Source organism: Streptomyces griseoruber, from assembly GCF_001514205.1.
Taxonomy (GTDB): Bacteria; Actinomycetota; Actinomycetes; order Streptomycetales; family Streptomycetaceae; genus Streptomyces; species Streptomyces griseoruber.
In genome coordinates this window covers 1-17,052 of the sequence record NZ_KQ948788.1, presented here as the reverse complement: position 1 = coordinate 17,052, position 17,052 = coordinate 1, and the positions used below count along the sequence as shown (strand labels likewise).

The 17,052-nt window shown below is 69.4% G+C and carries 15 protein-coding genes; 7 read left to right on the top strand and 8 right to left on the bottom strand.

Going from position 1 to position 17,052, the window contains the following annotated elements:
- Positions 1-9 precede the first annotated feature (9 nt).
- Positions 10-633, top strand: coding sequence for a hypothetical protein (locus AQJ64_RS41650; RefSeq protein WP_059203491.1), 624 nt, complete (start codon positions 10-12; stop codon positions 631-633).
- 310 nt (positions 634-943) lie between these two features.
- Here the strand turns inward: AQJ64_RS41650 and AQJ64_RS41645 are convergent, their stop codons facing one another.
- A complete protein-coding gene (locus AQJ64_RS41645) occupies positions 944-1,423 on the bottom strand; it encodes a MarR family winged helix-turn-helix transcriptional regulator (RefSeq protein WP_240512817.1) in 480 nt (159 codons plus the stop codon).
- 11 nt (positions 1,424-1,434) lie between these two features.
- On the bottom strand, positions 1,435-2,208 hold the full coding sequence (locus tag AQJ64_RS41640; RefSeq protein ID WP_276206702.1) for an oxidoreductase: 774 nt from the start codon (positions 2,206-2,208) through the stop codon (positions 1,435-1,437).
- A gap of 238 nt (positions 2,209-2,446) precedes the next feature.
- On the opposite strand from AQJ64_RS41640, the gene AQJ64_RS51920 reads away from it, so the two are divergent.
- The 3 genes from AQJ64_RS51920 to AQJ64_RS41625 are packed head-to-tail and all read left to right on the top strand — an operon-like array spanning position 2,447 to position 7,010.
- A complete protein-coding gene (locus AQJ64_RS51920) occupies positions 2,447-5,746 on the top strand; it encodes a CHAT domain-containing protein (RefSeq protein ID WP_055636736.1) in 3,300 nt (1,099 codons plus the stop codon).
- Positions 5,747-5,751: 5 nt separating this feature from the next.
- Positions 5,752-6,120 carry a hypothetical protein gene (locus tag AQJ64_RS49405; protein ID WP_157881075.1) on the top strand — a complete coding sequence of 123 codons (369 nt, stop codon included), beginning with the start codon at positions 5,752-5,754 and terminating at the stop codon, positions 6,118-6,120.
- The gene (locus tag AQJ64_RS41625; protein WP_055636738.1) at positions 6,117-7,010 is read left to right on the top strand and encodes a hypothetical protein; all 894 of its coding nucleotides are present in this window, start codon (positions 6,117-6,119) and stop codon (positions 7,008-7,010) included. The genes AQJ64_RS49405 and AQJ64_RS41625 overlap by 4 nt, the downstream gene beginning before the upstream one ends.
- 121 nt (positions 7,011-7,131) lie before the next feature.
- Here the strand turns inward: AQJ64_RS41625 and AQJ64_RS41620 are convergent, their stop codons facing one another.
- Together AQJ64_RS41620 and AQJ64_RS41615 are read right to left on the bottom strand one after the other, a co-directional pair.
- Positions 7,132-7,398: a hypothetical protein gene (locus AQJ64_RS41620; protein ID WP_157881076.1), complete on the bottom strand. Its 267-nt coding sequence runs from the start codon at positions 7,396-7,398 to the stop codon at positions 7,132-7,134.
- Positions 7,399-7,766: 368 nt separating this feature from the next.
- Complete coding sequence (locus AQJ64_RS41615; RefSeq protein ID WP_157881077.1) at positions 7,767-8,222, bottom strand: RICIN domain-containing protein; 456 nt, start codon at positions 8,220-8,222, stop codon at positions 7,767-7,769.
- On the opposite strand from AQJ64_RS41615, the gene AQJ64_RS41610 reads away from it, so the two are divergent.
- Together AQJ64_RS41610 and AQJ64_RS41605 are read left to right on the top strand one after the other, a co-directional pair.
- The gene (locus tag AQJ64_RS41610) at positions 8,223-8,504 is read left to right on the top strand and encodes an RNA polymerase sigma factor (protein ID WP_240512818.1); all 282 of its coding nucleotides are present in this window, start codon (positions 8,223-8,225) and stop codon (positions 8,502-8,504) included.
- Between the two features lie 145 nt (positions 8,505-8,649).
- Positions 8,650-8,991, top strand: coding sequence for a YybH family protein (locus tag AQJ64_RS41605; RefSeq protein WP_055636741.1), 342 nt, complete (start codon positions 8,650-8,652; stop codon positions 8,989-8,991).
- A 14-nt stretch (positions 8,992-9,005) separates the two neighbouring features.
- Here the strand turns inward: AQJ64_RS41605 and istB are convergent, their stop codons facing one another.
- A complete protein-coding gene (gene istB, locus AQJ64_RS41600; RefSeq protein ID WP_055636742.1) occupies positions 9,006-9,794 on the bottom strand; it encodes an IS21-like element helper ATPase IstB in 789 nt (262 codons plus the stop codon).
- On the bottom strand, positions 9,791-11,437 hold the full coding sequence (istA, locus tag AQJ64_RS41595; RefSeq protein WP_055636745.1) for an IS21 family transposase: 1,647 nt from the start codon (positions 11,435-11,437) through the stop codon (positions 9,791-9,793). Before istA ends, istB begins: the two co-directional genes overlap by 4 nt.
- 487 nt (positions 11,438-11,924) lie before the next feature.
- Here istA and AQJ64_RS41590 point away from each other — a divergent pair, with 487 nt between their 5' ends.
- Entirely contained in the window at positions 11,925-12,440 is a 516-nt protein-coding gene (locus AQJ64_RS41590; RefSeq protein WP_055636743.1) for a GNAT family N-acetyltransferase, read from the top strand.
- A gap of 636 nt (positions 12,441-13,076) precedes the next feature.
- Here AQJ64_RS41590 and AQJ64_RS41585 read toward each other — a convergent pair.
- Positions 13,077-15,863 (bottom strand): helix-turn-helix transcriptional regulator, encoded by a 2,787-nt coding sequence (locus AQJ64_RS41585; protein ID WP_055636744.1) that lies wholly within the window; start codon positions 15,861-15,863, stop codon positions 13,077-13,079.
- A gap of 922 nt (positions 15,864-16,785) precedes the next feature.
- Positions 16,786-17,052 (bottom strand): hypothetical protein (locus AQJ64_RS50335; protein WP_211286532.1); only part of this gene is annotated, 267 nt, incomplete at its 5' end.

The following is a 17,052-nucleotide window of genomic DNA, read 5'->3' as shown; positions in this document are numbered from 1 at the left end:
GTGAGCATCATGTCCGCAACCACCACCCCCACCACCGAGCTGACCTCCCAGTACAGCGCCCAGGTGACAGGCGACCTGGAACGCAACCTCAAGGAACAGCAACGCCTCAACAGCGAGATCGAAGCACTCCAGGAACAGCTCACCGCCGTACGGCACGACCACACCGTCCTGGTGAGTCTCCAGCAAGCCCTCGGCGTCCCGGCGGCACCCGGAGCGCCTGCGGCCAAGCCGACCACGGCAGTGCCCGCTCCCCGCAAGAAGGCTGCAGCAGCATCCACTGCGGCCAGGCAGGCGAAGAACACAAAGCCCGCCCCGACCAAGAAACGAACCAGCAAAAAAACCACCGCCGCCGCAGCGCCGGCCCCGCAGCCGCCCACGCCCAAGCTGGTCGACCTCGTACGGGAACACCTGACCCGCCAGGACGGACCCCACTCAGCCGCCGAGATCACCACCGCACTGGGACAGCAGCACCCCGAACGCACCGTCAAGACCACCGTGGTACGCACCACACTGGAAGGCCTCGTCGCCAAGAGCCAGGCCCAGCGCACCAAACAAGGCACCTCCGTCTACTACACCACCCCCGACACCACCCCACCCACAACCGACGCACACACACCACACCACCCCGCCTGACACCCCAACCCCCCAACCCCGACCCCACCAAGCACTGCTGCCGCGGCTGAGTGTCACATGGGCCGGACCCCTCCCGCCGACCCGTGGCCGCGTCCGCCAAAGCGCGCCCGGGCGGGTCAGGCCGCGCGGGCAGGATCCGCAGTGCGCCTCGCCGCCGGAACGTGCCGCGTCCGAAGGCAGCCGGAACGGGGCGGGCGGCATGGCCGACCTGGAGGTGGCCGCGCCGCCTGCGCCCCGGTGTGCACCCCCGTCCGCGTGCCCCTTTCACGTGTGCCGTGGCGTACGCGGGCCTGGGGTGCACACCGGGGACTCACGCGGACTCTTCGCCCGGCAGCGCGCGGCTGTTGATCGCCTCGGTGATGGCGTAGGCGGTCTCCACGAGGGACTGCGCCTGCCGCTCCGACAGATTCCGGGCGGAGGTCTCCTCCAGGGCCTGCCACAGGGCCGCGATGGGCTCGCGCATCGCCCGGCCCCGGGCGGTGAGGTGGACCACCATGACGCGCCGGTCATGTGCGGCCGGCTCGCGGACGACGAGGCCGGCGTCCTGCATGCGGCGTAGCGCCTTGGAGAGGGTGGAGTGGTCCACGCCGAGGCATTCGAGCAGCTCGGACTGGGACTGGCCGTCCCGGTCGAGAAGGTGCATCAGCAGCACTTCCTGTCCGGGATGCAGGTCCATCCCGCGCAGCAGAGCGGCGGCGTAGGCGCGGTGGGCGCGGGCGAGCTGGAAGATCGCGTAGCTCATCGGTCCTGCGCCGGCCGTCGTGGGGATGCGGGGTTCGGGAGCGGGCACGGTGCGGATCCTCAGCCGGTGTGGGTGGGGTAGTCGGTGTAGCCGACCGCACCGCCGCCGTAGAACGTCGCCGGGTCGGGGGTGTTCAGCGGCGCGCCGTCGCGGAGCCGTTCGACCAGATCGGGGTTGGCGAGCGCGAGGGCACCGACGCAGACGAGGTCGGCCGTGCCGTTGTCGATGTCCTTGACGCGGACCGGCAGGCCGGTGCCGCCCCGGTTGAGGACCAGCGTGGTCGGCCACAGCCCGCGCACAGTGCCCAGTAGCTCCTCCTCGCCCGCGGGCATCACGTGGAGGTAGGCCAGGCCGAGCGGGCCGAGCGCACGCAGAAGCGCCGGATACAGCTCGGCAGTGTCGGACTCGGCGATGTCGTTGCAGGGATTGCCGGGCGAGATACGCAGACCGGTGCGCTCGGCGCCGATCTCGTCAGCCACCGCAGCGGCGACCTCCACGGCAAAGCGGATACGGCTCTCGAACGAGCCGCCATAGCCGTCGGTGCGCCGGTTGGTGCTGTCGGCAAGGAACTGGTGCACCAGACAGCCGCTGGCGCCGTGGATCTCCACACCGCCGGCGCCGGCCACGACAGCAGCCGCCGCGCCACGGCGGAAGTCCTCCACGGTCACTGCAACCTCCCGCGTCGACAGAACACGAGGAGCCGGCATGTCCTGGAGCCCGCACACGGTGAACACCACGCCCCGCAGCCGGACCACGGAAGGAGCAACCGCCCGGCGGCCGTGGAAGGTGTTGACGGGGCGAGCGATACGTCCAGCATGCACCAGCTGAACCACGATCCGGCCGTCGGGGGGAGTGTAAATCTAACTGACACACCCTACCGGCCCTGACGTACGAAGTTTCGTACGAGTACGAGGACTTCTTCGCTCGGCAGGGTGAAACACATTGATTCATGGGCAAGTTGCGGTATCGGTGTGATGGGCTGCCGCGCGCAGGCGGTTCGGGGGAGCAGGGGCCACGATGGCGGCAGTGAGGGGGGTTCGCAGGAAGCTGCGGTCACGGTGGAACCGATACGTGCGCACCGGGGATCCAAGCCACGTTCAGGGGGACCAGGTTCACCTGCTGATATGCCGACTGCTCGTCGCCGACACGGACGATGCCGACAGCCGGTTGATCACCTCACTGCTTGCGGCACGCGGCCTCCATGTAAAAACCCCCGAGGAGCGGCTCCTGCACGGGCTGCAGCAGTCCGAGATCACGCTGCTGCGGCTGGGAGTCCCGCCCGAAGAGGTGGCCGCACAGATGATGGAGTCGATCATCGAGTTCCACGAGGCGCTGCTCAGGGCGCAGGAAGAGGGCACGCAACCGCAGGAGGCACTGCCCGCGAAAGATCCGCCACTCCCTCCACGCTCCGGGGAGTACGACCGTTTCCTGGACGATCTCACCGTCACGGCCGCCGAGAACCTCGTGGCCGACATGCCTGTCGGACACCCAGATCGGCCGGCCCGGCTGCAGCAGCACAGCACGGCGCTGCGCAGGCGCTTCGAGGCTCACGGAACTCGGGAGGACCTGGATCGCGCCATCGACGTCGCCCGGGAGGGAGCGGCCGGTACCTCGACTGCCAGCCCGCAGCGGGCACGCTCGCTGTCAGCGCTGGCAGAGGCACTGCGCGTGCGCTTCCAGATCGCCAGTGATCCGCGCGACCTCGACGAGGCCGTGCTCCATGCCCGGGAAGCCTCCGAGATGGCCGAGCCTGGGTCACCCGAGGCCATCTCGGCCTACTCACAGCTTGACATCGCCTTGCTGCTACGCCACGAGCGCACCGGGGACTCGACCGATCTCGACGACGCCGAGCGATTCGCCCGCGGGGCCCTGGACCTGGCGGGCGACGACCACCCCGAGCGTTCGATCCTCCTGTCCACCTTGGCCGCCGTCCTCAAGGCCCGCTACCACCGCGTCAACGACCAGGCGGACCTGGACGAGACCCTCGGCCTAGCCAAGGAAGCCGTGCAACGCTGCCCAAGAGTCCCGCCGATCTGGTCACGGCGCCTGTCCGCACTGGCCTGGGTGCTGACCACACGGTACGAGGTGACCGGTGACATCGCCGACCTGCAGGAGGCGATCAGGACCAGCCGTGCCGCGGTGCACGACTGCCCGCGCGAGCACCCCGAGTTTCCCCCGCACCTGTTCAATCTCGGGACGGCCCTGTACATGAGGTACCGCCGCAACGGCGCCGCGGCCGATCTCGACGAGGCAGTCCGCTCCTGCCGGGAAGCGGTCGACGGCACGCCGCAAGGCCACATGTACCGCAGCGGTTTCCAGGCGCATCTGGCTATCATCCTGCGGGCCCGGTACCAGGAGACCGAGGCCGAGGAGGACCTCACCGCCGCTATCACCGCCGCCGAGGATGCCGTCCAGGGCATTGCGGAGTCGGACACTCGATGGGCATGGACCGTGTCGCTGCTCAGCCTTCTGCGGGGCGGCCAGTACCGGCGCACCCAGGACCCTGCCGACTTCGCGGAGGCGGTGCGCCTGGGCCAGGCGGCGGTGGCGGCCACGCCTGTGGAAGAGCGCTACCGCGTCACCGTCGTCAACAACCTCGTGACCGTCCTCAACCTCGGCCCCGAGGACGACCAGCTCACCGCCCTGGCCATCGAATTGGCACGGGAGTCGGCCCGGTACGACGCACTGGCCGACGAAACCCGGCAGAATCTCGCCGTCGCCCTGCTCCGGCATGCGCAGCGGACCGGCGACACCGCGCTTCGGGACGAGGCGAGCGCGTCGTTCCGGGCCGCGTCCGAGGTCGCGACCGCTCCGGCGGACCTCCGGCTGACCGCGGCGCTGGGCTGGGCGTCGCTGGAAATCGAGCGGCGGGACTGGGCTGCGGCAACCACCGCTGCTACAGCAGCCGTACGGCTGCTGCCACTGCTCGCCTGGCGCGGTCTGCCCCGGCGTGACCAAGAACGCCGGTTGATCGAAATCCCCGACGTCGCACGAGTTGCCGCAGCATGCGCTGTGTCCGCCGGGCAGCCCGAGACCGCCGTCAACGTGCTGGAACAGGGCCGCGGCCTGCTGCTCGCCCAAACCCTGGAGACCCGCACGGACACCACCGAACTCGCCGCCGCGCACCCGGAGCTAGCGCAGCGGCTGGAGGATGTGCGGCGGGCCCTGGACGCCCTCCCGACGGAGACTGCACCGGGACTGCCCGACGGCGCGCCGACAGCACCCAGCGACCGTTCCAAGGACGCCGACCTCCGCCAGCGCCTCGCCACCGAATGGGACGAGCTCATCGCGCGGATCCGCGCTCTGGACGGCTTCCAGGACTTCCTGCGGCCGCTGGACCTCCCACGGATGCGGCGCGCCGCCTCGGCTGGCCCCCTCGTCTACCTCAACGTCAGCGAGCTGCGCAGCGACGCGCTGATCATCACCGAGGCCGGAGTACGGGCCGTGCCCCTGCCGGAAATCACGCCGGACGCGCTGTACGACAATGTGGCCGACTTCCTGAGCGTCACGGCACTGGGCGACCCCTCATCGACCAGCGCGCGCACCTTGCTGCGGGAGGTCCTGGCGTGGCTGTGGGAGGCGGTCGCGCGGCCGGTACTCGACGCCCTCGGCCAGGGCTCCTCCGCCCAGCCGCTGCCGCGCGTGTGGTGGCTGCCCACGGGGCTGCTGTCGTTCCTGCCCCTGCATGCAGCCGGAGCCGACGGCGATAGTGTGCTGGACCGTGTCGTATCGTCGTACGCCCCCACGATCCGCGCCCTCGAACACGCCCGATCGCAGCCACGGGCCGACGCACCGCTCCCGCCCATCGTCGTCGCGCTGCCAGAGCAGGGGCTGCCCAACGCACGGCGAGAAGTACTGGCCATCGGCAGGCGCTTCCCGGACGCGCGGCAATTCGTCGACCCAGACGCCACGCGCACGGCAGTGCTGGAGGCGCTGCAGGGCTGCTTCGCAGTCCATTTCGCATGCCACGGCGCACAGGGCATCGGCAGTCCCTCTACTGCGGCGCTGCAGCTGCACGACGGGCAACTCAGCATGACTGACCTCTCCCGGATCCGCCTGGACCAGGCCGAGTTCGCGTTCCTGTCCGCCTGCCACACCGCCCGCCCTGGGCTGGTGCTTCAGGAGGAGGCTGTGCACCTGGCGGGCGCGTTGCAGATGGCGGGGTTCCGGCACGTCATCGGCACGCTGTGGGCGGTCCGCGACCCGATCGCGGCAACGGTCTCCGAGCAGGTCTACGACCGACTCGCCGCGTCAGGGCGGCTGTCCACGCACCGCACCGCGCACGCGCTGCACGAGGCCGTCCGCCGGATCCGCGAGGCGGCTCCCGACCAGCCGCAGCTGTGGGCCTCCCACATCCACCTGGGACCGTGACCTCCATGACCGAACCGCTCACCGTGGAAGCAATCTGCCGAGACTGGCACGGGCTCAGGCGGCTCGCCCTGCGCCGCCGGGCGGGCCCCGACTTCGATCGGCTGATCGCGCTTGCCCGCTCTGGGGAGCCGGTCGCCCACCGCGTGGCCGAGCTGCTGGACCTGCCGACCGGCGACGATGCCGCCCCCGGCTCGTCGCGGGACGGGTACGCGGGGCTGCCCGGGATATATGGGCATGTGGCGGACGGCGTCTACGTCTGCCCGGCGGGAACCTGCCCGCGCGAGGTGCACCCCGTCCCGGACGACGCCCTCCCCTACTGCGGCATCCACGCCCGCGACATGCTCTTCTTCCCAACACCCGGCCCCGGCGGATGAACACCGTCCTCGCCGAACTCGGCAAGCGGCTCGCCGAGCGATGGGTGACCCTGCTGGTCCTGCCGGGCCTACTGTACGTCCTGGCGCTGTCGGCCGCCGTGGTCCTCGGACATCAATCCCCGCACGGCGTCGAGTCGCTGACCGACCGGGTGGAGAGCGCGGCGGCCTACCTGGATGGGCGGCCCGCCACCACGGTGCTGGTGCTGCTCGGCGCCCTGCTCGCCGCGGCCGCCGCCGGTCTGCTGGCCCAGGCCGTCGCCGGGCTCGTGGAGCGGAGCTGGACCGAGCCGTGGGCGCGGCGCCCCCTGAGATGGCTGGGTGACGCCCTCGCTCAGCGGCGCGCGGACGCTTGGGACCGGGCCCAGACGGATTTCCTCCGCGCCCGGGACGCGGCGGGGTCGGCGCACCCGCCGGGTGAGATGGACGACTTGGCCGAGCGGCGAAACCGAATCGCGCTCGCGCGGCCCGTGATGCCTACCCGCATCGGCGATCGCATGCGCGCCGTACAGAACCGAGTCTGGCGCCAGTACGGCCTGGACTTGGCCAGCGCCTGGCCGCGGCTGTGGCTCGTCGTGGACGACGGGACCCGCCAGACCGTGAGCGCCGCGCGCCGTGGCTTCGACGCCGCGACCCTTCTCACCGCGTGGGGTGCGCTCTATGCCGCGCTTGCGAGCCTGTGCTGGCCGGCCGCCGGGATCGGGGCCGTCATCGCCGTCATGGGAGTGCGCCGGGGGCGGCGTGCCGCCGCCGTGCTCGCCGACACCGTCGAAGCCGTCGTCGACCTTCACCACCGCGATCTCGCACGCACTCTCGGCGTCCTGCCCGACGACGAGCCGTACACGTCGATGGTGGGACGGCGTATCACGGAACAGCTGCGCAAGGGGACCTGAAGCAGGGCGTCCCAGTTCGGACAGGTGTCTGCTGACGGGTTAGGCCCTCCTTGCGGCGGGCCATTGAGCAGGTTGTCGGTGTCCACCTCTTCGTCCCGTGGATGGACCGGAATCCGGGATCTCACCTCCAACTCCAACACGAAAGGGTGAAGTTGCCCCACGCGGCCGCCAGCGCGCCCGGGTCGGCACCCGCGCTCCACCGCGGGACGATCGTTCCGGCCCTGGCCGGCTCCACGGCCGACGTCACCGTGGCGTTGTCGGCCGGCGGCGCCGCGGCATCCGGCACAGCCTGCCGCTCGACCTCGGCATCGTGCTGTCCGGCCAGGACCCGGCCCACCCGCTGCTGGGCGATGACCAACTCCTGCCAGTCCGCCTCGGCCTCGTTCAACTCGGTCCAGCAGACGGTCGGCCTGCTCGCGCAGCGCCTCCACCCGCTGCCGGGCAACGTGCTCCTCGGCCTCCAGCAACCCCATCACCGACGGCATCAGCAGCCCCCTCCACGACGGCGACGACACGACGCATCATCCCTGCCGCACCATCACGGAGTTCATACCTGGCCTGCGGAAATCAACCGATCACGCTCGAAAGAACGACAGCCAGTGAGCTCTTTCCGGCTCCGTCGGGAGAAGGTTCCGCCTGCCGCCTCGTCCAGTTGGGAGCGGGTGACTTTGGGTGAGGCGCCGGGTCATCATGGTGATGAGTGCCCAGTAACGACCCACCGCACCCAAAGTCACCCGCTCACGACGGTCTCCCGGGCTACTCGCCGCCGGAGAACTCCCAACGGTTGTTCGTGCCCCCAGTGCTGGCGACGATCCAGTCGGAGCCGGGCTGTTGAGCGAGATCCCTACCGGTTTGCGCGTTCTGCACGCGATTACCCGACAGGTATCTCCAGTTCTGGTAGTTGCCGCCGTTGCACTCGATCCAGTAGACGTCTCCGTTCGCGTTGCTGTCGAGGCACTGGTTTGTGTACGCCTTGACGATGGTGGCTCCACGCCGATCCCACAGCTGTGACCGGTCGCCGAACGTGCAGCCGTTCCCGCGGGGCGAACTCGACCAGTTGACGGCGGTGAGGCAGTTATTGGTGTCCAGGTTCCTGATCCAGGTGTTCTCCGCGGCGCTGGCGCTCTGTGCGAAGAATCCCGCGTTGACGACAGTAGCGACCGCCGTCGCGAGGCCCACTGGGGCTTCCACCAGCGGCGCCGTACTGACCACATGCGCTACGCCTACCTCCAGCTCGGCTCGGACGCCGACACGGAGGAGGCCGTCGACCTGACTTTCGACGCGGTCATGGACTGCTGGCCGCGCATGCTTGGCATGGAGAACCTGGAGGGCTACGCCTGGACCATCCTCAAGCGCCGCATCATCGACATGCACCGCAAACGCCGGCGCCGGCCCGAACTGATGGAGGCCGCCGCCTTCGAGGTGGCTAGGGCGACGCCTTTTGGCTCCACCCGGGGCGACTCCAACTGGCCCCAGTTCGGGGATGATTCGTGAAGATCGGGCGTTGTGCGGTGGCTCCGGGGGCGGCTTGATTTGGGACCACTGAAGCAGCGAGGGGAGAGTGACGGCCCCGCGAGAGCGTCGGCATGATGGCCGTATGACGGATCGGACATCTCTGGAATCTGAGCTCGCTGCGTTCATGGGCGAGTACGAACGGGCCAACAACAGCCACGACATCTCACGTGTCGTGCCGTTCATCGCCGAGGACGCCGTGTACTGGTTCTCGGACGGTTCGCATCGGGGCATCGAGGAGATCCGATCCGCGATCGAGAAGACCTTCGCGAGGATCCTCGACGAGGTGTATGAGGTGCGTGAACTGGAGTGGCCCGTGCTCACCGCTGATGTCGCGGTGTGTCGCTATCGGTTCACCTGGACCGGCGTCGTGAATGGCGAACTCCGCTCTGGCCAGGGCCGGGGCACTAACGTGATCGTGCGGAGGGACGGCGAGTTGAAGATGCTGCATGAGCATCTCAGTTCCTGATCCTTGGCCGGCGCTCACCTCAGGCCGTTGGTCTTGTTCGCCTTGGTGCGGGCCAGTCGGTAGGACTCCGTGCCGGTCTCGATGAGGGTGGCGTTGAAGGTGAGCCGGTCGACGATGGCCGCGCAGAGCCGCGGGTCGGTAAAGGTCTTTGACCAGCCCGTGAACGCCTCGTTGGAGGCGATCGCGATGCTGTTCTTCTCCTCCCTCTCCGTCAGAACCTGGAAGAGCATCTCTGCCCCGCGGCGGTCGAGTTCGAGGTAGCCGAGTTCGTCGATTTCGAGAAGGTCGACGCGTCCGTAGCGGGCGATGGTCTTGCCGAGCTGCTTGTCGTCGGCGGCTTCGACGAGCTCGTTCACCAGGGAGGCGGCGGTGGTGTAGCGGACGCGGTAGCCGGCCATGGCCGCTGCGGTGCCCAGGCCGATCAGCAGGTGAGACTTGCCGGTGCCGGAGTCCCCGATCAGACACAGCGGATAGCCCTTGGTGATCCAGTCGCAGGTGGCAAGGCTGTGGATGACAGCCGGATCGACGTTGGGGTTGGAGGTGTAATCGAACTCGCGCAGGGACTTCTCGCGCGGGAAGTGGGCGGCCCGGATGCGGCGTTCGGCCCGGCGGCGGTCGCGGTCCTCGCACTCGGCGAGCAGGAGCTCGGCGAGGAATCCCGCGTAGGAGAGCCCCTCGCGCTCAGCGCGGGCGATGGTGTCGGCGGCCTGGGCCCGCATGGTGGGCAGCCGCAGCATCCGGCAGGCGGTGTCGATCGCGGCGTCCGACGCCTGGGCGGTGAGCGCGTGCTGGGCGGCAGTCATGACGAATCCTTCCGTCGCAGGTTCAGCAGTTCGTCCCACTGCTCCAGACGGGGCAGCGGGCGGGCATCCTCGGGCAGTGACCGGGCCAGACGACGCGGGGTGAGGTGGCTGACCTGCGGCAACTGCGGATCCGGCAGTTCCGTCGGGTCCGCCGCTGGCGGTGTCGGTGTGGCGGTGACGGTGGGAGCCCGGCCGGCAGCCTGGGCGGCCTTGCGGGCCTCGAGAGCGACCAGGTCGTCGCTGCAGGTGCCCAGGTCGACGGCGGCCCGCAGGCCCGCCAGCACGTCCGCGTGCTGCTGATGGCGGTGCAGGAGCAGAACCCTGACCAGGGCCTTCGTTCCCTCGATCTCACCGAGCTGACGCTGGGCCATGGCCCAGAACGCCTCGTGCTCGGCGGTGAACGTGCCCTCGGCGCGGGCCTGGTGCAGTGCCTCGGAGCGGTCCAGGGCGCCGGGCTTGCGCAGCAGCACCTCCAGATAGTGGTCCAGGACCAGGTGCTCCAGGCCGCGGCCGGCGAGCCGGGCATGGCGGGCGATCTCACGGCGGCCCGCGAAGACGACCAGCAGGTCGCCGGTGAGGTGGACGGTGACCTTGTGGTCGATGAAGCGGACCGGGACGGAGTAGGAGCACATCTTCACCGTGATCCGGCTGTAGCGGTCGACTCGCGGCTGGAAGGTCATCGCCGTCTCGAACGCGTCCGCCGGCAGAGGCAGCAGGTGCGGCGCCTCCCGCGCGAAGTCCTGACCGATCGTGCGGATCCGCGAGCCGATCCGCCGCTGAAGCTCCCGCTCCTCGAAGACGGCGATCTGTCCGTTGAGGTCCTCCAGTGTCTGAACGCGTGGGACAGGGGTGAGGTAGTTGCGCCGGAAGTAGCCGACCTGTCCCTCCACCCCGCCCTTCTCATGGGCGCCGCGCAGTCCCGGCTCGCAGTAGAAGGGGGTGAAGCCGTAGAACGTGTGCAGCGCGGTCCACTTCGGGTTCTCCTCCCGCAGCCGGCTGCGGAAGACGACCTTGCGGACGGCCGGGGTGAGGTTGTCGTAGCGCACCTGACCTGCGGGAACACCGCCCAGCACGGACAGAGCGTGCACGTGTCCTTCGAAGAACGCCTGCTGCCCGCAGGAGCGGGAGATCCGGTGCACCGCCCGGCCCGAATAGGCCAGGCGGAAGGCGAACAAGTAGCACTTCACCCGCTGCCCGGCCAGATCGACCCAGACTTCCCCGAAGTCCACCTCGGCATCCGCGCCCGGGGCGTTGTGCCGGACCAGGAAGCCCTCGGCCGGCAGCCCGCCCTCCGCGGCGATCGCCCGGCGGCGGGCGGTGACGAAGTCACGCACCGTGGTGTAGGGAAGCGCGACGCCGAACTCCTCCTGAAGCCGCGCACCGATCCGCTTCGCGGTGTGCCGCTGCTTGCGCGGCGCCTCCAGGTCCGCCCGCAGCCACTCGTCGACCGTCTTCTTGTACGGCTCCATCCGCGGCGAGGTCCGCGCCGGCCGCTTGCGCGGCTTGGGCACCGGCGAGGCCAGCGCCTCCCGTACCAGACGCCGGTGGACGCCGTACTTCTTCGACAAAGCCCGGATCGACAGCTGCTGTTGCCAGTTGTCGCGGCGGATCCGGTCGAACAGTTCTTGCTTGGACAAGGACATCCACAGCACCCACCCTCGGCGGACCACATCCACCGTCCCACCGCAAGACCCAGGGTGGGGCCACTTCACCCCGCCACTACCCCCAAGTACCTCCGAACGCCCCTTTCAGTGGGGCCAGTTGGAGTCGCCCCGGGTGGAGCCAAATGGCGCCGCCCTAGCCACTTCGAGGCCGCCGTCGCCGACCACATCGAAGACCCCTACGACGCATTGACCGTCGCCATCGCCCTGTACGCCGCCGTCGCCTCGCTCGGCGAGCGCCAGTTCGATGCGATCCTGCTCCACTACCGCATGGGCTTCACTGGGCCTCCGCCAACTTGAAGTCGCAGCTCAAAGGGGTGGTGTGACCGGTTCTCGGCATGCTCACGCTGGCCGTAGGCAGGTGTCCGCAGAGGAGATCGTTCGTCAGGAGCCGTTCTCGTGAGAGGAGGCGCCGACAGCGGGGTAAAAGCAGTTCGTTCTGCGGTACCTGTGCTACTACGGTGTCGCGATGGTGCACGTGCAGGAGATGGATGAGGCCGACATCGAGGCCGTTTCGACGATCCGAGTCCGAGGATGGCAGGCGGCGTACGCCGGCATTGTTCCCCAGACGTATTTGGATGCCATGACGGTGGAAGGTGATGCCGGTCAACGGCGGCAGTGGTTTTCTCAACCCGGACGAAAGTCTCGAGACCTTGTGGCGCTCGGTGACCGTGGCCCGGTGGGGTGGATCTGCTTCGGGCCGTATCGAGGTGAGATGCCCGGTCCGGAACGGGTCGGTGAGGTCTACGCCCTGTACATCTCGCCGGATCTGATCGGCCAGGGCATCGGCCAGACTCTCCTGGGTGAGGCTCATGTTCAGATGAAGGGCCAGGGCTTCGAGACGTCAGCTTTATGGGTGTTGTGTGACAACCAACGAGCCCGGCGCTTCTACGAGCGGGCCGGCTACCAGGCTGACGGTGCGGCTCAGGACGATGTCTACGACGGGATCACGCTCACTGAGCTCCGCTACCAGCGCGTGCTTTGACAGGGCCGATCTGTCGGTTCCCGCTCACCGCGACCGGGCGGCCTTCCGCCATCCGGTCCATACTGGATCCCGAGCTGCTGGAACGGATCACCGCGCGTCGTGCGGAACTGGACGAACTCGAAGAAATGCGGCCAAACAGCTGGCGGAAAGTGCGTGCCGAGCGGGACGAACTTGCCGTCGCCGGACGCGTCCTCGAACGGATGACCGGGCAGCTCGCTGAGGAACGCGCCTCGGCCGCGCCCATGCCCGGGCAGGTAGCACGTCAACTATGTCCTGAGCCCTCACATCACAGACGGATACCACGACCGAGTTCCGGTCTGACAGATTTATGGAGTGCAAAAGGGTCCAAGCCCTGGCCCACCTTTCACGCCCCCACCCCAGAGACTGTCTCAGGTATGGTCAAGGGGTGGCTGTCCGTCCGACAGGACTGTCGTATAACGCCTGTGCAACGCACCGATGCGGTGCTGTCGGCCGGGTCCGCCCGGTTCGGGGCAGACGGCCATCGTCACCGAGAACGTGCTGGCCCTGCGCCGCACATCTTGAAAGCCACTCAGGACGGCCGGGGGCGAAGGCGCCCGCCTTGGGACAGTCCTCGACCTGCGGGCCGGCACTGTTGCAGCGGCGGACGCTGCCGTCTCAGATCTGCGTACTCGCGCCTGACAGGGTGCCTTCGATCACATCCCGGAGCTGTGACCGGGCGGTGATGCCCAGTTTGGGGAACACCCGGTAGAGGTGGGAGCCGACGGTGCGGGGCGAGAGGAAGAGTTTCTCTCCGATCTCGCGGTTCGTCAGGCCGCGGGCGGCGAGCTGGACGATCTGCTGCTGCTGAGGGCTGAGTTCGGTGAAGACGCTGGGGACCACGCTGCTGGCGGCTTCGATGCCGGCGGCTCGCAGTTCCGCCTTCGCCCGCTCGATCCAGGGCCGCGCGCCGAGCCGCTGGAAGGTGTCGAGTGCCGCGGTCAGCAGCGGGCGGGCCTCGGCGATGCGACGCTGCCTCCTGAGCCACTCGCCGTAGTCCAGCCGTGTCTGTGCCCGCTCGAACGGCCACTGCTCGCCCGTGTCGTCCGCCAGTGCGGCTTGGAAGTACGGTTCCGCGTGGTCCGGTTCAGCGAGCAGGGCGCGACCCCGGTTGAACAGGGCGGTGATCCGTGCCGACACGCCCGTACCCAGGCGCCGTGCCGATCGCTCCAGCAGTTCGGCGGCGTCCTGCTGTCGGCCTCGGCGGACGGCCGCGGCGGCGAGTTCGGCCAGGACGGTGCAGGAGACGTGGTAGTGAACCGGATCGCCGTCGTCGGTGAAGGCGGAGCGGAACTGGGTGTACGCGGTGTCGTAGTCGCCCTCGGCCACGGCCGCCAGGCCCAGGGCCCGACGTGCGGACACCGCGACGGAGCGGCTCTCCAGCGGGTCGACAAGAACCAGCGCCCGCTCGGCACCCCGTCGCGCGTCGGCCGGTTCGCCGAGCAGCGCGAGCACCGTCGCGTCGAGCGCGTGCGCACACGCCTCGGCGTGGTCCAGCCCGGCCGCTGACGCCACCGCCGCGATCTCGGCGGCCACCGAGCGGGCATCGGCCCACCGGCCCTGCTCCAGATAGGCCCAGCCGACGGCGCATCCCAGGCCGTCCGGCAGCGAGCCACGGGCCTGCCACCGGTCGAACGCCTCGTCGAAGGTCCTGGCCGCGAGGGCGGTCTGGTCCAGGAGCCAGGCCACGATGGCGAGCGCGGTCAGGCCGCCGGCGTCGTCCTTGGCTGCGGCGATCAGTCCGGGCAGTGCCGGGGCGAGGGAGGCACCCGCGCCGTTGGGGTCGGAGACGGCCAGCACCCAGGCGCGCAGGGCGCCCCCGGCGGTGGAGTCCGGCATGGCGCAGAGCAAGTCCTCGATCTTCTGTTGATGGGACTCCTCGCCTGAGTAATAGCGGACTACGGCGGCTGCGGCGAGCGCGTCCAGCACGCGGGGAGAGTGGGCGGCTGCCGCCTCGGCCGCGATGCGGGTCAGCAGGGCGAAGGCCGCAGCATGGTGCCGGCGCAGGGTCATGAGCTGCCCGGTGGCCAGCGAGGCCCTGCTGATCAGTGCCGGGTCTTCACTGCGCCCCCGGACCTCGGCGGCCAGGTGTTCCACCCAGCCGAGCTGACCGGTGAAGACGGCCATGACGGCGGCCTCGGTCAGCAGCCGCGCCTGGTCCGCGCGGCGCGGGCTCAGCTCCGCAGCGCGCTCCAGGGCGGCGGCAGCAGCCGCATATCCGCCCCGGCGCCGGGCCCGGTCGGCCGTCCGCTGCAGCGCGGCCGACACGTCCTCGTCGGGACGCATGGTCGCGGCGGCGAGGTGCCAGGCGCGGCGGTCGGGCTCCTCAATCAGCAGCTCCGCGAGAGCGAGATGTGCCTGCCTGCGTTCCTCGAAGGACGCGGCATGGTAGACGGCCGAGCGGATGAGCGGGTGACGGAAGGAGATCCACGGACCGTCCTGGCGTACGAGACCGGCCCGCTCCGCCGGCACCCAGGCCTTGTCGTCGGCCTCGGGGAGCCCACGAGAAGCCATCAGTGCGTCCGTCGCATCAGCGGCCGCGAGCAGTAGCAGCGGGCGGCGGGTTGCCTCCGGCAGAAACTCCGCTTGCTCCGCGAAGATCCGCTCCAATCGGTCGGTGACGGGCAGCGGACCCTCCATACCGCTGCCACCGAGCCGCCGCTTCGCGCTGGCTCGGGCGAGTTCGACCAGGGCCAGAGGATTGCCCGCTGCCTCCTGCAGGATCCGCACCCGGGTTCGGCCGGTGGGTGGCGTCGGCTGGCGGTCGAGCAACCGGGCCGCCGCCTCACCGCTCAGCGGACCGATCTCAAGGCGCTCGTACCCCTTGCCGAGTCCGGGCAGCACAGCCGCGGCACGCACACCCACCAGCAGCGTGACGGGTTCGCTGTCCATGCGCCGGGCCACGAAGGAGAGAACGTCCAGCGACGCGCGGTCGATCCACTGGGCGTCATCGACCACCACGAGCAGCGGAGCCGATTCGGCCAGGTCCGAGACCAAGGTGAGAACCGCCAGACCCACGAGCATGCCATCAGGAGCCTCCGGGCATTCGCCCAGACCCAGGACGGCCCGCAGCGCGGTGCGCTGCCGCGCCGGCAGCCTGTCCAGTTCGCCGAGTACGGGGCGGAGCAGCTGATGAAGGCCCGCGAATCCGAGGTGCGCCTCGGACTCGCTGCCGACCGCTCGCAGCACCCGGCCGCCCTCGCGCCGCGCGCGGTCGGCCGCGAGGTCGAGCAGCACGCTCTTGCCGGCACCGGGTTCGCCCGTGAGGATCAACACCTCGCTGCGGGACCGGTCGGAGGCGACCCGCCGCATGATTTCCGCCGTCTCGGTTTCCCGGCCCACTACGGGCAGAGCGGGATCGCGTGTCGAGCGCTGATTCCCTTGAGCCCTTCCACCATTTGCCACGGATGCTCCAGGAACTGAGATTGCATAGACAATAGCGTGGGAGTACTTCGGTCCCGCCTATGGGGGGGCAGGGTGCCGCTCGTGAACTGTGTGTTTTTGAACCGGCCGTCAACACATGCGCCGCCTGGAATATTCCGGCCGTCGGCTGTCCGTTCGCCATCGTGCCCGACTCGTTCCCGTGTCAGATGGTCGGCCGGCGGCCCAGCCGATTCCGGAGACGGCAGCGAGGACATCCGCACAGCGGCATCGGGGGGCGACAGGCGGCGCACGCGTCCTGCGGTTGTGGGCCACATGACGACGCAGTCACGTGACGCATACCGGCGCCGCGCGGCCAGAGCCAGAATCGGGCTGGGAAGCCGTACATGTCCACCTCGAAGGGGCAATCATGGTCGCCGAAGGCTCATGGCTCGTAGGACTTGGGTTCCATACTTCACGCGGTCGGCTCGTACGCCATTTCTATGTCATCGACGGCGTAGCCGGTCCGGAGCGCCCGGGAGTTGGCTCTTGAGAAGAGCGCCGCCCCCGTTGAACGCGCGGCCCGGGACGATCTCCAGCTCGTCGACGGGTGCGTCGAGATACGGCGGGTGATACGCGACCCGCTGGGCGTCCGTCGGCTGTCCGCCCCGAGTCCGTGCCCGGCGTGAACCCCCGGCAGCCGTGCCGCCACCGTCCACCAGCCCTGAGACGTCAGGCAGTGCCGATGCCGGACGGTCCCACCTGTGGTTGGGCCGGCTGTTTTCCAGGCTTGCTCCAAGCGACCGACGTCGACAACACGAGCTGAAACGGGAGCCCTGCCCTGGCCGGTTCCGGGCGTCTCCGACTCGGGCCGATTCACCCCGCCACGTCGACGCCGGGGCAGGACGTGCTCTGCAACCCCGAGGGGGGTCTATTCGCGTGACCATTCAAGTGACCGGTCGTCGGATCATTCCGTGATTGCCGTATCACGGTCCGGTTCATTAACCCACGAGCACCAGCAGGTGGCCGACTCCGCCGGGATTTCTACGGATTCCCTCTCGGTCAAGTTACTGATACCGGTCGGCGCTTGGAACGCGCAGGATGGTGGGTGTCCGGCCGTGACGATCAAGAAGCGGCCCATCGCGGTCCTGTCCTTGCCTGATCGCAGGCTTTGCAGGCCGGGATGAGTGATTCCATCGGAGCGCAAAAGTGGACAGCACAAATTCTGCACGTT